Raw genomic sequence first — 14,140 nt, forward strand, 5'->3', positions numbered from 1 at the left:
ATAGATTCCAAATCTAAAAGTTAGGCACCTGAATTCTACAAAGCAGTTAAAGCCTCTCTTAACAAGTTCTACAAAACCCTTTCATTTTGTAGAAGTGGCGTTTTTAAGCTCAATCAAAGGTTACCCGCCCCCCATTTACTGGGGCAACCATTAGAAATCATTGTCGTTAAAACCACCATACCCAAGATTAACTCAAACATCCCCACCATATATATTACAATTAACCAACATGGAAAAGCCTGATTTATTCAAAAGGCTTGAGGGATTAATGCGTTATCTCGAAGAGCACAAGTTAAGCACTAAAGCCATCCTGAATGCGGAGGAGACCGCGCGCTATATGGGCATAAGCAAGAGCGCAGTCTACAAACTCACGAGCCAGCGAAAGCTAGAACACTTCTGCCCCAGCGGCAAACTCATCTTCTTCAAGAGAAGCTCCATAGACGAATTCCTTCTTCGGAACCGCATCCCCACCGAGGACGAAATCAAAAGTGGGGCCTATGGCTACCTTACAGGTAAGCGGAAATAAACACCTTCACCAAAAACAATTCCAATTTAAACTTATCGAAATGAAAAACACTACCATTTTGGTGGCTCTACTCGCAAAAGTAGAGCCCCGGCACAGGTATACCTATTCCGACCTCCTGGAAGATCAAGTAAAGGAACTCAGCATTGCTTATCCCCACCTTGATATTCCCTCCATTTTAGAAGATGAGTCCTTGATGGGGAATGGGCAGTCAATCTACAGCCTCCTTAACCAACTGGGCCATTTTAGGTCTGTTGTTGAAGAAGGCCCTGAGGGCGAGCGGCTTGTATTGGTGGAGATCACCGAAATCGCAAGCCAGGTCTTACAGGAGATTTTTGAAACCATAAACAGTGATGGAAATGACTCTATTTAATTCCCGCACGGATTTGGGTAAGTTCAATGGCTTAGACCTAGATAAAATCTACCATGCCCTACCTGAGTATCCCAAAGGACTTCTCCGCCATCACCTCCCCCTACAGGAGCTTGTCCTTGCCATGTTCTCAATACTCGTGACCTTGCCTGCGCTGATACCGAACGTCTACATTGAGTATGGCGGCAAGAGAATCTATCCATTCCTGTTTCTTATGGTTATCCTTCCCCCTGCTGGCGGGAAGGGGGTGATCGGGCTTAGCCGCCTTCTCCTTGCGGACATCAATCTTAAGCTGAGCAAGGAATTTGATGAAGTCAACAGGAGATACGAGCATGAGATGCTAGTTTTCAAGAAGAACGCCGGCAAACCCGGATCACCCACTTTGCCGACGCCGCCGAAAATGCCCCAAGTGATAATTCCTGGCAATACGTCAGCTGCTCGTTTCATTGTACAGCTCAGCGAAAACGGTGACCGTATAGGAGGGATCATCAACGAAACCGAGGCAGATGCGTTGTCCAATCTTCTAGGAACGGAGTTGGGTGGTCAAAGCTCCATCATCCTAAGGCAAGCCTACCACCATGAGCCTATCTCAAGTGCGAGGAAAGGAAACCGTGAGACCCTAGTTGCCCATCATCCAAAACTTGGGATTCTGGTGGCGGGGACAGAGAACCAGCTACAGGCTCTATTCAAGCAAGGCAGCCAGGATGGCCTTACTTCCAGGTTCGCCTTTGTAGAGCCGGAAGGGAACATGGAATGGGTTACCCCAAGACCATTAGGTACGGATAAACCGATTGAAGAACAATACCGACAGTATGGCCGGAAGTCTTTGGAATTATGGCCTCAGACCAAAGACCTTGATTTGGAGGTACAGCTCACCCCGGCCCAGTGGGACGAATTGGACAGAGTTGGAGAGGAAATGCAGCGACAGGCACATTTGGAGGGCGGCGTTTACGCCGTATCCATCGCCAGAAGGCACGCCCTAATGTTGGTAAGATTTTGCACGATCCTGAGCTTCTTCCGCCATATTGACCCAGAAACTTGTAAGGTGCCTTCTTTCAAGGGTCCCATATTCCCGACAGAAGAAGACTTCTGGGTGAGCAAAGAGCTAACCAAATACTCCTTCCAAAAGGCCCTGGACATCTTCAAACGGATGCCAGGTCCGCCCTCAATAAGGATGAACCACACCCGGCAGTTTACTTTCTACACATCCCTCCCACAGGAATTTACCATGCCAGAGGCTATTGAAGTGGCTGCCAAAGAAAACATACCTCCCCGCACGAAAGACCGATGGCTCAAAGAGTTTGTGGAGACAGGCGCACTGGAGCGATTAGCGAGAGGTCACTACAGAAAATGCCACGTGGCGGAAGCGGCGTTGGCGGAAGAGTATTCACCAATAAATTAAAACTATGGTTTTCAGATTTGCAAGCCTTCATAAGATCGTTTATGTAAGGGACGGAGAAGTATTGCTCACAGTTGAGACTGACAGGCTTTCAGAAGTCATCATTCATCCTCCTGACTCCCCAACCCCCTCTCACTTCAGTTTATGGGTATTCTTGCTCGCTAGTCAGGAGTGGGCAACTAGAGACCAATTGCTTGAGCTTCGCGATTTCATAAAAAGCGAAGTCCCGAGCAGTGGTATTGACTGGAAAGCTACGGATGAGTTGGTCCGGCTCAAGGGTTTAATCTATTAACTATTTGCGCCAACGCCACTAACGCCACGCTATGTTTTTCAATTAGCGTGGCGTTTTTCATTCCAATCTACACCCCAGGGCTCGGTGAACGTGTTTACCCGGACACAGAACCTAAAGCTATTGCTGCAATTCCACTTTCACTCTAACCTGAACACCTGCATTGGAGCAATCCGAGTTGAAAGCAATGATGCCAGAATTGTGAGAAGTTGAGCTACAGGAGAAGATCAGATTGGGTTTCTCAGGGTAAATGTTGCTATGATACGTGTTTCCCCAGTTTATAAGGAAACAGCTTACCAACATCATCTTTTTCTGCTTGGTGCCGATTGGATTGAAGACCTTACAGGTAGAGACATGAGAAACCACACTGCATTGCATCGTTCAATCAATTAATTGAGTAATGGCATATACCCAAGCCATGTTGTTATATTCAAAATATAACTGGATTTCCCCAGCCTTTTGACGATTTACCAATGTGATTGTGCAGCGCTTACCATCTCCATCAAGAGCACCCAACTCGAGTGATAAATTATTGTCATCATCTCGCCTACTATCACCGACAGATATTATGTCATAAATATCTTTCTTTGAGTTGTAAACAGTGATTCGCCTATTCTCCAGGTCCGAAACGATCAAGACACTGTGATCTTTCCACGGTCCATATTCAGGGTTCTTAACCTCTTTATCTAGATAAGCAACAGCCTTAGTGCGAAATCTTTGGGAAGGTTCATCCTTTGCCTTTAGTGTAAAGCAAATAAGTGTAAGCAGTAAAATGGGTAATAGTTTTTTCAATTTGTTCTAACTTTAATTCGTGAGCGATTGAAACCGAAATTTAAAGATTACTTTGAAAAGAACATATTGGTTGATTTATCTTATTCGATATAAACTATAGGAATTTCTGAGAGTCTAGTAGTAAAACACGGTGACCTGCGCTCACACTTCATCTGCCATAAGGGGTCAAGCCCTTGGGCAGCTACCTTAACGATGTCCCTCCCGTAGCGGGCGGCGAGCCGGTCCACCGTCTCCATGAGGCTATTGTGCTTTTCCCTGTCTACCTTGTCCAGCAGGTCGTACTGGATCTGGTAGTTGGGTACGATCTCCGTCAGGAAGACCCCGGACTTCTTGTAGCGGTACCCCGGCCGGAAGATGGACTTGAGCGCCAGGGACGCGTAGTGGATCAGCTCCAGGTCCGAGTTGGTGGCGACCGGCAGGGTGATGGTCCGGCTGTTGCTGTACTGGGGTTCTCTTTCCGAGAAGAAGTTGGTCTGCAGGAACACCGTCATCACCCGGGCGCAGCTTCCCTGCTTCCTAAGTTTACGGGCGCACGTGGCGGCGTAGCTTGCGGTCGCCTCCTCAATCTGGGAGTACTCCGTCAGCCGCTCCCCGAACCCCCGGGAGGTGCAGATCCCTTTCTTGGGCGGGGCGAGCTCCTCCAGCTCCAGGCAGCTCTCCCCCCGGAGTTCTTTCACCAGTCTCAACCCAACGACCGCCATGTGCTTCTTCACCCAAGCGTCATTCTTCTGGGTGAAATCATAGGCGGTGCTCACCCCGTGCCGTCTGAGCAGTTTCGCGTACTGCCGTCCCACTCCCCACACGTCCTCGATCTGGGTGGCTTTCAGCGCCTCCGCGAGGTGGTGCGGGTCGGTGAGCACCAGCACCCCCTTCGCTTTCTGGGACTTCTTAGCAAGTTTGTTTGCTACTTTAGCGAGCGCCTTGGTCGGCGCGACCCCCAGGCTGATGGGAATGCCCGTCCACTGCTGCACCGTGCGCTTGATCTCCCAGCAGTATTCGTTCAGGTCTTTCTTGTAGAAGTTGCCCAGGTCCAGGAACGACTCGTCGATGGAATATACCTCGATGTTCGGGGTGAACAGGGACAGCGTCGCCATCACCCGGCTGGACATGTCCCCGTACAGCACGTAGTTGGAGGAGAAGGCGTGCACGTCACCGCACTCCGCTAGGTCACGAATCTCGAAGAAGGGAGCACCCATCTGGATGCCCAGCGCCTTTGCCTCGTTGCTGCGGGCGACCACGCAGCCGTCGTTGTTGGAGAGCACCACCACCGGTTTTCCGTTCAGCTGCGGCTGGAAGACCCGCTCGCAGGAGGCGTAGAAGTTGTTGCAGTCGCAGAGCGCGAACAGGGTGGTCATCGCATCACCGGCTTGTGCAGGATCCAGACGATCACGCCCCACACCCGCATGTCCATCTCCTCGGTGATCTCTATCCGCGGGTAGGCCGGGTTCGCCGGCTCGAGGAACACTTTGTCTTTAATCTTCCGGAAGGTCTTCACCGTGAACTCCCCGTCCAGGAAGCACACCACCGGCAGGCCATCCCTGGGCTTGAGGCTCTTGTCTATCACCAAAAGGTCACCTTCGTGGATGTTGGCGTCCCGCATGGAGTTACCTTTTACCTTCATCATGAAGGTGGAGGTGGGGTTCTGGACCAGGTACTCGCCCAGCTCGATCCGGTCCTCCAGGTAGTCATCGGCGGGAGAGGGGAACCCGGCGCTGATGTAGGAGGCAAACAGGGGAATTTCCACCCCCTCCAGTAGGTCGATGGGAATCGGTTCCAGCACGGGGGAACCGATGGGTATTATCTTTGCGCAGCTCATATCAACACCTCCTTTGCATCACGGTTACTAATAAAGTTAGCAATTACGCGAAACTATATAGAAAAGGTGAATATCAGAGCGTGTTTTTCTGCAGTTGTGGGTAACTCGCGTGGAAAAGCCTAAAAATGTTAGCAAGCTCCTGCCGTGTGGTGACCCTCCTTCAGGAGATGCGGAAACCAGCGCCGGCGATACACTCGTTGAGCAACTGGAGGAAGACTTTGAAGTCCGGCGGGTACTCATTCGAGCCCCACGACTTCAGCTTGATGCCCGGACCCTTCGCCTTCAGCTCCCACTGGATGCCGTCGCACGTACCGTTCACGTACTCCTTTTCCCAGGTGCAGCCGGCCAGGAACGCCAGCAGCTTCTCCCAGCTCTCCGGCCGGGGGGGGGTACTGTCAGCATATCCTCTTCCTTTGGTGGCATGGGCATGTCCCAGGTGAAGCACTTCAGCACCCCATCCCGATAAGTAACCCAGTAGCCGGTGGCGAAGAACCCGACCAGGGTGAACTCGAGCGTCAGCGGTTTCGGTCTTTTTGTCATAGCTGGAAGGATGTTCGGTGGCGGCGTTCGGTGCCCGTACCCAAGGTACTGAAAAATAGGACGATGCAGCGGCAGAGTGCAATACTTCCGGCGTGGTTTATCGGTGGGTCTCCGGCTCTTCTACCGGTGGTTGTTTGCTTGTAAATTCCTACCTTGTTCACCGTCAGCCAATATCCCATGAAGAACTACTTGCTTCTGCTATTGCTGCTCCTGGGCAGCACCACCTACTCCTTCCCGACATCGACGGAGAAAGCACCCGTAAGCATCCGTCAGGGAACCGCGGCCCCGAAGGTGTACATCTGCAAGGGTGGCTCCGCCTACGCCTACCACAAGAGTGACAGATGCTCCGGATTGAACAGATGCACCCATACCATCGTCTCCGTTTCAAAGGGTGATGCAGAAGGGGTACACCGTCGGAGACCGTGCAAGAAATGCTACTAAGGATCCTACACGGGGACCTTCAGCGTTCAATCATCAACAGGTTAACCCAGAAACTGGATGAGACGGACCTTCTGTGTCTCCTGTCGGACAGCAATCTATGCTGAAAAGATCCCCGATGCTAAACCAGAGCTGGTTGAGAGGGTAAAGCGTCTCTACCCCGACAATCCAAAAGCTTTCCGAGATTTCACCTACCGGTAAGAGCGATGTGCACTTTATGAAGAGTGAAGATTAAGACGAAATCAGGTACCATGTGTAACTGGTGACACATACCCCGTCTCACTAATGATACAGGGGTATGTTTAATGTCGTTAAAATTATTGTACCAAATTTTGGGAATAAGCTTCTAGAAAGGTTACCGCTTTTTCGTAGTTTGTGATTTTGCACTCACTGGTCGCATGGAATATACGAACGATTCTAAAATACCCTCAGAGTTTAGGTGTGGTTTCTGAAATCCAAACATAATAGTACCATCTGGTACTAAGACATACGAGATGAAGATTTTTTTTCCTGATGGAAGTATTTCTGCTTCATACTTCTCATCATGAGTAGCTGCAAATTCATTTTCTATCTTCATGGTTCCGCGAAGTATTCGGTATCGTTGCTTCGCATTATTATTAACAATGATAAATTCAGGGGTAACAGTTATAGTGAAGTTACCTTTATATGTTATCTGGTCACCATACTGATTCTTTTCTAAAACTCTATAAACCTGAAAGGTAGCTCTTTGGGGTAATCGTTGTGCTTGAGCATTTTCTACTCCTAGGATAAAGGAGAGTGCTGCACAAACTACTGCTAAGAATATGTGTTTCATAATTTTTGTGTTTACAAAGATGGAGAAGTAAATATAAGGACAACAGTTTTATTTGTACCATATAAGGTGTTGATCTATATGGTGTAACATTAAGCATCAGCAACCTTCAACTTTCGCTCATGAAGAGTGAAGAAGAGGTACTGAAGGCAATCGGGGAGAGACTAAAAGCGATTAGGATACAGAAAGGGTATACCAGCTACGAGGCTTTTGCACTAGACCATGACCTAGGAAGGATGCAGTACTGGCGACTTGAGACAGGAAAAACGAACATCACTGTCAAGACACTTTATAAAGTCCTGGAGATCCATGAGATGTCGTTCCCAGAGTTCTTTTCCACCGGCTTTGATTGACGCAGATGGATGATCCGGTCCCCGCACCAAAGCAGAGAACCGGACCATAAAGCGGTGGAGTTTAAACCCATGAGATTTAAACTCCACCGCAACATTCACAAAATCCCCTCGTCCGCGAAGCTGTAGTAACTTTCGGAAGGGGTGAGGATAAGATGGTCCAGCAGCTTTATGTTGAACAGCTCCCCCGCTTTCTTGATGCTCTGGGTGATCTGCTTGTCGGCAGAGGAGGGTGTCAAGTTCCCGCTCGGGTGGTTGTGCGCGATCACCATCCCGGAGCAGAGACCTTTCAAGGCGACCGCCATGATGAGCCTAACGTCTACCACCGAGGCGGTAATCCCTCCGCTGAAACCCCTGTACACCCCGAGTACCTGATTGGCGGCGTTGAGGTACAGCACCTGGAACTCCTCCCGGATATTTATGTAGTCCGGGTCGAAGTGCTCTTTGAAGACGACATATGAATCCTGGGAACTGGTGATCTTGGGTGCGGTTGCTCTTTTCGGGTCGGCTGCATATCTCAGCCGGATCTCCTGCACGGTGCTTGTTTTCTTTCTCATGGGTACATAAAATAAAAACCCACCCCTGGAGACAGAGGTGGGTTTGTGGAACATAGGTTTAACTGTTGTTACTGCAGGTACCAGGAAGCGCTTCGGTTGTCCAAAGCGTCTTGGATCTGCGACGTGAAGTCAAGGGCGTTGACGCTTCTATCCAGGAACTGGTCAATGTAAGTGGACTTGTTTGCTCCGGTGAACAGGTTGTAGAGCTTCCAGAGATTAATGTCCCCATCCTCCTGCCGGCAGAAGCTCAAATCCCTGTAGTAGTCGTTGGTCACGGAGTTCAGCTGCGAATCCCCGTACAGCAGCTCGGGGACCAGCTTCTTGTCCGCCGGTGGCAGGTAGTTGTACATCCTGCAACGACCGAGCAGCTGGGCAAACTGCCTTTCCGTGAGGGAGTACTGGGTGAGCGTCTGCATCTGCCTCAGGTGGCGGTGCTGGTCATAGTTCCCCAGCAGATTGTAGATCCCCTCCCGCAGTTGGTTCAGGTCGGTTACCCGCAAGTCCTCCACATAGCCATCGCTTCTCACACATAGGTTCGTGCACACCATGTTCTGAAAGCCGATGAAGACCTTGAAGTGCTCGGCGGCCCCCTTCTTGTTGTAGAGGTTGTCCAGGTTGTACGCCTTCACCCCGCCTACCATCAGGGTGAGGGTGTTTCCCCCGATGGTGTCATAGATGGTGGGGACCTCCACGACGAACATCATCCGCTCATAGTAGAGGGTCCTTTCCCACTCATGCAGCTGGTTGGCGGGTTTGTTCTTCGCCTCGGGTATGCGCCCCTTGATCGGGTGGGACACGCGGATCTCAGGCTTGAGAATGGTCTCCCCCCGGAAAAGGTCAGCGACCGCCTCCTGCGTGGCCGCTATGAAATCGGATTGCGAGATCAGCGGCTCGTTGTCCTTGACGAAAACCGGGATGATGTGGTCCCGCCGTATCTCCTCGAACGGCACCCCTGACGTGTTGGCTTCTATGAAACTGCGAGAGCTGGATTTCCGGTCCAGCTCTCTGTTGATTTGCATTGCGGGTACCGGTACCCTAGCGAGCGTTTGCGTTGCTTCCATTTTTGTGGATCGTTTGGTTTAAGAGTTGATCGGTTAACTGGCTGGACTTCATGATGAACTGCTTCTGCTCCTTGAACAAAGGGACCAGGGAGTCCTTCTGCGGTTGGCTACAGCGGTGGAACAGGGCGGAGAGCTCATTCAGGTTCGTGCACTGGGAGACTTCCTGCCGTACCTGGTCGTCATTCAAGGGTGTTGGTTCCGCTGAACCGTCCAGGCACCAGGACAGGATCTGCCTGCCGGTATCCTCACTCGGCCTGAACGGTGGCTTGTCCATGAAGAGCCTCGTCCTGTCTTTGGAGGCGACTGCGTTATGCCTCAGGTCAAGTTCCAGCACGACGGTGAACTCATAGTCGATGCCGTCCCGCTGCACGCTTTTCATGCCCATTTTCTCCGGCACTTGCTTGCCGTTCTTCTCGGCCATGGCATACTCTGTCTTGCTCCTCACCGTGGCGATGATATGGCAGGGAGACTGGAGCATGTGCTGGATGAAGGCAGTGTGGCGCGGGGTCACCTTAGACCAGGCGGTAAAGGAGTTGCCCGGCAGGGAGGCGTGGAAGTCCAGCAAATACTCCCACTCATGCGTGATGGAGTCAAGGATGATGACCTCTATGCCTTCCTTCTCGCATGCCTGCATTGCCTGGATATAGCTTTCTGGGGTAAAGGGGGCAGCCAGGTTCAGCACGTTGTATTCCCCTAGGTCGGAATAGAGGTCGGCGGAGTGGTTCTCCGTGTCGATGACCGCCACTTTGGACCAGTCTCCTTCCGTAATACCTTTTGCGATCAGGAGCGCTGACATCGTCTTCCCGCCACCGCTGGGTGACTGCAACAGCAGACGGATCTTGCTCCGTTGCCTGTTTGCTTTTCGTAATTCCATGATGTGAGGTTTATAGTGAAACATGTGTAGACTGGTTCACATGGGGGGTCGTCAGGTTGTTTTCCCCTGGATTAAGAGCTCTAAACATATTACTGGACCCTCGTAACTGACAGAAACACCCCGGGGGTAGGAGTCGGCTTTTATTTGACTGGGGGGAGAGTTGGGGATATGGAGCACGCGACTGCGCATAGTGGATTTCTCCTACCGGAAAGCAGGGTTAGCTATATGGCACCTGGTTAGTGCTCTTGAAAAGGTGCAACTTCAGAGCGAGAATGAAGAAATTTTAGTTGGTTTAGCTCTAGAGGTGGGGGACAACAGTGTCTGCATGAGGTTTTCCATGCGTGCAACTTAGAAAGCTAATGTAGAAGTGACCGCGTTAGCTATTTAATACTATATGTGAGTCAACCCGATTGTGTTTCCGGTGATGACATTAAAGAATTGCGTGTTACGGGTATACCCACACGCGACTGTGCACACGGAGAATTTCACTTTCTGGAAAGAGAGATGGGTGCACTTCTATAATTCTAATACTTGAGGGGAAGATACTTGACTTAAATGCTAGAGCTGCTAAGCAAAGTTAAGTAAGTGATTTTGCTCAATTATAGAATTGCCATTTACAGAGTATATAGTAAGATAGGTTTATTGCTGTTGTCTATGTAGCCAGACAACTTCTCCAGGAAAGCAGGATTCACGGTAGGACATCCCTGGCTTTGTATAGGTTCTTCTTTAACGGGTTCATCTGGCACTCCAGACCAAGCATGTAGTACAATAGCTCGGCGGAACATATTGTTGTTGCTTTCTTCTAACCCACGAAGTTTATAGGCCTTCCCAAAGGAACCATTGTACCGATAGGAGATCTCTGCCACGCCTTTGGAACTACAGTTGCTGTCAGGGGTATTAGAGTAGATCACATTCCCCTCGTTATCTTCTCGCCCATTCAAGCATAGGCCCTTGTCTAATACTTTGCCTTCCTTCAAGTCTAGCACGAAGAACCGGTATTCATTCGCAGGCAGTGTGAGATCCGCATAGAAAGCTACGTCCTGGTTGTATTTTGATGAAAGATGGGGTTTCAGGTGAGAGATATACCGTTCAGTGGGAATAGATTTTTCCTCAAAGGTTACATTATCTTCAATGCCAGAGGATTTCCCATAACATGCACTGACAAGGAGGAGGATGAATAAATAACACCTGTTTAAATTATGTCTCATGCTATAGGAAGAACAGAATACAAGTTAGGTAATTACCGAAGGCCATCAGGAGCATTTGCCCCATCATAACAATTCATTTCTTTGAGTAAGAGAAATGTTCATCAATTAAAGCATCAAAAGGCGGCTTCCTATAATGGATTTTTTCGCGATATCTTAACATACTTAGCCAAGGTAAGCTGTTGATATACATCCCAAAGTTATAAGCACACAAATTACTCTTTCTCCTTAGAGAAGGCGGTGAGGGCACTTGAGTATCTCCTCTTCACCTTGTCCTCAAAACTGTCCAGATAACTTTCAGTGGTTTTTAGATTGCTATGCCCCAAAGCCTCTGAAATAAGCTCTATGGGAGCCCCTGCCCGCTTGAGAACCGTGGAAAAAGAGTGCCGGGCCGAGTAGGTGGAAATATTCTTCTCTATACCTACTGCAATAGCGATTCTTTTAATGTATTTATTGATCTCTTTCGTAATGTTCCTTACCCGCGCCAACTCTCTCTCCGGGCTTAGATCAGGCTCCAGTAGAGAGAAGATAAAATTATCCGCCTTAGCGTCTTTGCTCCCCCATCTTTCTATGATTTGATCAATCTCTGGTGTTCTCACAACCGTGATTGGCTTTAAGTTTTGACGGCTGGTTCTTTCAGTTTTAGCCCGGATGAAGGTGATTCGCTCCTCCTCCAGATTGCGATATCTGAGGCGGGCGATGTCTTTCACATTAATCCCCTGACATAGGTAGGAGAAAACCCATAGATCCCTAGCCCTCTCCTCACCTTCATGTTTAGGCACATAGGTGAATATTTTCTCAATATCAGTGAGAGCCAAGGCTTTCTTCACATTACGGCCGGAAGGGGTCACATATTTTCTCTTTCCGAAGGGGTAGAGCTCCTGCTTAGCATCACCAGAGGCAATGGCATCGTTATACAAAGCGCGCAGTGTCCTCAGGTAGATCCCGACGGTAGTGAGCGATTTTTTATTGGAGAGCATCCATTGCTCATACTCCCGCAGGAACTCTGCCGTCACAGCCGCAAATGGCAGGCTGGATTTATCAACGAAGGTCTCAATGGACTTCATGGCACATCCGTAGGAACTGGCGGTACCTGCTCGCCCCTCTTTCGAAAGCTTGTCTATCTGTGTTTTGAAGGCTGAGAATACATCGTCCTTGGATGCCCTATTCAGGAATTTTTTCTCAAACGCCTCAAATGAGAAGTCTGTTAAGTCACCGATGACTTTAACGGCTTTGTGCTCAATGGTCTGGATCTGGATTTGCAGGTCTTTAAACTTTGGCTTGGGCTTCTTTTCCATTACGCTGGCGAAGTCCTCCTCGGTCATATTGAACCGAGTTGGGTAATACTTCCTCTGTCGCTGGAAGGTGATTTTTAATTTAACGGGGTATGTCCCATCTTTTAAGGCCCGACGGTCATCAAGCATGATACAGGTAATTGGAGGCTTCATCATGTGTGCAAATACTAAATCCTTGCACACAATTTGCACACAAATCCTGAAACCATCGATAATCAAGTGCAATTATTTGATATAAAAACAGCCTTTAAATCTATTCAGGCAAACATTTGAAAACATCAGCAATCAAGAGAAACATTTAAATTATGACTACGAATCAGAAGGTTTGGGGTTCGACTCCCTACGCGACCACAGTTATCTTAAAAGCCCTTTAGAGAAATCTAAAGGGCTTTTTTTATTAGTATAATATCGAAAAAAAACTTTTGGGCGTGGATTAAAAACTTCATGAGTTTCGCTCTTATATCCTTACTGGGAAAGCCCCAACTCCAATGCTTTAAACCTAAAACCCCAATGCATCAATCTTAGCCGCCACAATAAAATCATTCTCTGATAACCCCTGTATAGCGTGGGTCCAAAGTTCCACCACTACTTTTCCATAGGAAAGGTGCAGGTCAGGGTGGTGGCCTTCTTCCTCGGCAATGGCCCCTACTTTGTTCACGAAGGCCAGGGCGGTTACAAAGTCAGGGAAGGTAAACTCCCGGCGCAATAGTTTCTCCTCCACCACCGTCCATTTGCTTTTTAATTGGCAGGTGTAATTTTCAATCTCCTGGCCCTGTATGGTGGGCACGCCTCCCTCGCAGGGGACGCATTTTTTTTCTGTGAGTGACATCATTTGTATAGGTATGGTTGAAAGTTCTGTTTACGTTTCTTCTGCTAAAGCCGGGCTTCCAGCTTTGCCCTGATCTCTCCCAGCGAGCCGAGCAGCTGCTCATAGGAGTCAATGATAAAGTACCTGTCCTGGAACACATCCTTTCTGTAGGGGGTGTCCAGAATCTGGTCTACGCTATAGGCAAAGTGCAGGGGGTCTTCGCTCAAACTGTGTTTGGTTTCCCCTACTGAGCTCAGAATGCCTGCGCCGTACACGCGCAGGTTCCCGTTCTCCCTGATCAGGCCAAATTCAATGGTAAACCAGTAGATTCTTGACAGCAGTTCAATGGCCTCGGGGTTTTCTGCGTGTTCATAGCCAATTTTGCTGAGAGCCTGCAGGAACTCGGTGATCGGTCCGTTGGTGAGCAGCGGAATGTGCCCGAACACATCATGGAACATGTCCGGCTCTTCCAGGTAATCCAGCTCGCTCATGCGGCGCAGCCAGGTGGTAGCCGGGAACTTGCGCTCAGAGAGGAGTTGGAAGAAAACCTTGTCGTCCACAATGCCTTCTACGGCCACCACTTCCCAGCCGCTTACCTCTTTCAAAAGCTGGTTTACCTGGCTGAAATCAGGGATGGTTTCCCCTTTGAACTCCACCGTGTGCAAGCCTTCCAGAAACGACTGGCAGGCCTGGCTGTGAAGTCCCGCCATCTGCCTCCCGTACAGGATCTGCCACACCTGCTGGTCCTCGGCCGTGTAGTTCTGGTACACTTGCTGCATGTCTTTTAACGTAGGGATAATGCGATCACCGGGGGTGGACGTTGCCATTGTGCTTTTCATTTTAGCTTGGGTTTTATAGGTTACCGGAAATAAAAAAAGCCTGGTCCGTTTCGGAACCAGGCTTTGGGTATAACTTGAGTTTTCTCTAATTCAAGTCGAACACACGCATCCTATTCCGAAACGGGGAGTCACGGTAATAGTAATAATATGCGTTGTTGGAGAAGGTCATGGGG

General features: G+C 49.4%; 17 protein-coding genes. 5 read left to right on the forward strand and 12 right to left on the reverse strand.

Features of this window, described 5'->3' with window-relative positions; genetic code table 11:
* The first annotated feature begins 229 nt into the window (after nt 1-229).
* Genes TH63_RS13555 through TH63_RS20570 form a run of 4 tightly spaced genes read left to right on the forward strand, consistent with a single transcriptional unit; the run spans nt 230 to nt 2,584 of the window.
* Nucleotides 230-526 (forward strand): helix-turn-helix domain-containing protein, encoded by a 297-nt coding sequence (locus tag TH63_RS13555; protein ID WP_076606492.1) that lies wholly within the window; start codon nt 230-232, stop codon nt 524-526.
* Nucleotides 527-566: 40 nt separating this feature from the next.
* Nucleotides 567-896, forward strand: coding sequence for a hypothetical protein (locus tag TH63_RS13560; RefSeq protein ID WP_048921414.1), 330 nt, complete (start codon nt 567-569; stop codon nt 894-896).
* Nucleotides 883-2,295: a DUF3987 domain-containing protein gene (locus TH63_RS13565; RefSeq protein ID WP_197088556.1), complete on the forward strand. Its 1,413-nt coding sequence runs from the start codon at nt 883-885 to the stop codon at nt 2,293-2,295. Before TH63_RS13560 ends, TH63_RS13565 begins: the two co-directional genes overlap by 14 nt.
* A 4-nt stretch (nt 2,296-2,299) precedes the next feature.
* Nucleotides 2,300-2,584, forward strand: a complete 285-nt coding sequence (locus TH63_RS20570) for a hypothetical protein (protein WP_048921416.1) — start codon at nt 2,300-2,302, stop codon at nt 2,582-2,584.
* 378 nt (nt 2,585-2,962) lie between these two features.
* Here TH63_RS20570 and TH63_RS13575 read toward each other — a convergent pair whose 3' ends face one another.
* The 5 genes from TH63_RS13575 to TH63_RS13595 form a co-directional block, all read right to left on the reverse strand.
* Complete coding sequence (locus TH63_RS13575) at nt 2,963-3,373, reverse strand: hypothetical protein (protein ID WP_048921417.1); 411 nt, start codon at nt 3,371-3,373, stop codon at nt 2,963-2,965.
* A gap of 80 nt (nt 3,374-3,453) precedes the next feature.
* Complete coding sequence (locus tag TH63_RS13580; protein WP_048921418.1) at nt 3,454-4,728, reverse strand: Y-family DNA polymerase; 1,275 nt, start codon at nt 4,726-4,728, stop codon at nt 3,454-3,456.
* Entirely contained in the window at nt 4,725-5,153 is a 429-nt protein-coding gene (locus TH63_RS13585; protein ID WP_231583476.1) for a LexA family protein, read from the reverse strand. Before TH63_RS13585 ends, TH63_RS13580 begins: the two co-directional genes overlap by 4 nt.
* Nucleotides 5,154-5,349: 196 nt before the next feature.
* Nucleotides 5,350-5,811, reverse strand: coding sequence for a hypothetical protein (locus tag TH63_RS20365; protein ID WP_156180615.1), 462 nt, complete (start codon nt 5,809-5,811; stop codon nt 5,350-5,352).
* 711 nt (nt 5,812-6,522) lie between these two features.
* Entirely contained in the window at nt 6,523-6,981 is a 459-nt protein-coding gene (locus TH63_RS13595; RefSeq protein ID WP_048921420.1) for a hypothetical protein, read from the reverse strand.
* Nucleotides 6,982-7,100: 119 nt separating this feature from the next.
* Between TH63_RS13595 and TH63_RS13600 the strand changes: the two genes are divergently transcribed.
* A complete protein-coding gene (locus TH63_RS13600; RefSeq protein WP_048921421.1) occupies nt 7,101-7,331 on the forward strand; it encodes a helix-turn-helix domain-containing protein in 231 nt (76 codons plus the stop codon).
* 95 nt (nt 7,332-7,426) lie between these two features.
* Here TH63_RS13600 and TH63_RS13605 read toward each other — a convergent pair whose 3' ends face one another.
* The 7 genes from TH63_RS13605 to TH63_RS13640 all read right to left on the reverse strand — a co-directional run bounded on the left by TH63_RS13605 (nt 7,427) and on the right by TH63_RS13640 (nt 13,955).
* Nucleotides 7,427-7,885: a JAB domain-containing protein gene (locus TH63_RS13605; RefSeq protein WP_048921422.1), complete on the reverse strand. Its 459-nt coding sequence runs from the start codon at nt 7,883-7,885 to the stop codon at nt 7,427-7,429.
* 68 nt (nt 7,886-7,953) lie between these two features.
* The gene (locus TH63_RS13610; protein WP_048921423.1) at nt 7,954-8,946 is read right to left on the reverse strand and encodes a DUF3871 family protein; all 993 of its coding nucleotides are present in this window, start codon (nt 8,944-8,946) and stop codon (nt 7,954-7,956) included.
* Entirely contained in the window at nt 8,921-9,844 is a 924-nt protein-coding gene (locus TH63_RS13615) for an AAA family ATPase (RefSeq protein ID WP_316931922.1), read from the reverse strand. Before TH63_RS13615 ends, TH63_RS13610 begins: the two co-directional genes overlap by 26 nt.
* Nucleotides 9,845-10,434: 590 nt before the next feature.
* The gene (locus TH63_RS13625; protein WP_048921426.1) at nt 10,435-11,028 is read right to left on the reverse strand and encodes a murein L,D-transpeptidase catalytic domain-containing protein; all 594 of its coding nucleotides are present in this window, start codon (nt 11,026-11,028) and stop codon (nt 10,435-10,437) included.
* A 212-nt stretch (nt 11,029-11,240) separates the two neighbouring features.
* Nucleotides 11,241-12,476, reverse strand: a complete 1,236-nt coding sequence (locus TH63_RS13630; protein ID WP_231583477.1) for a site-specific integrase — start codon at nt 12,474-12,476, stop codon at nt 11,241-11,243.
* Nucleotides 12,477-12,819: 343 nt separating this feature from the next.
* Nucleotides 12,820-13,152 (reverse strand): 4a-hydroxytetrahydrobiopterin dehydratase, encoded by a 333-nt coding sequence (locus TH63_RS13635; RefSeq protein WP_048921427.1) that lies wholly within the window; start codon nt 13,150-13,152, stop codon nt 12,820-12,822.
* 41 nt (nt 13,153-13,193) lie between these two features.
* The gene (locus tag TH63_RS13640) at nt 13,194-13,955 is read right to left on the reverse strand and encodes a phenylalanine 4-monooxygenase (RefSeq protein ID WP_076606663.1); all 762 of its coding nucleotides are present in this window, start codon (nt 13,953-13,955) and stop codon (nt 13,194-13,196) included.
* Between the last annotated feature and the right edge of the window lie 185 nt (nt 13,956-14,140).

The organism is Rufibacter radiotolerans (assembly GCF_001078055.1).
Lineage (GTDB): Bacteria > Bacteroidota > Bacteroidia > Cytophagales > Hymenobacteraceae > Nibribacter > Nibribacter radiotolerans.